Raw genomic sequence first — 248 nt, 5'->3', positions numbered from 1 at the left:
TACTGGCTTCTTGAAGTTCAAAGCCCAAAGGACTCAAGAGTTGTACCAACAATTGCCGATTTACGGGTTTATCATCGACAATTAAGATACGATAGCGGGGTTGATCGGGTTCGAGAGCGATAATGCGATGTTTAATTTCCTTACGTTCTACCTCGCTGGCTTCAACTTCCTCAACTTCAATCTCAAAGTGGAATATAGTTCCTTTTCCGACTTGGGAACTCACGCTCATTTCGCCTCCCATCAACTGC

The 248-nt window shown here is 44.4% G+C and carries 1 pseudogene; it reads right to left on the bottom strand.

From position 1 onward, the window contains the following. Nucleotides 1–229 (bottom strand): annotated as a pseudogene (locus JUI58_RS27425) (hybrid sensor histidine kinase/response regulator); the annotation flags it as partial. Nucleotides 230–248 lie beyond the last annotated feature (19 nt).

This window comes from Spirulina sp. CCY15215 (assembly GCF_016888125.1).
Classification (GTDB): Bacteria; Cyanobacteriota; Cyanobacteriia; order Cyanobacteriales; family Spirulinaceae; genus CCY15215.
Note: the sequence above shows the minus strand (reverse complement) of the source record. Positions and strands in the feature narration are given on the sequence as shown.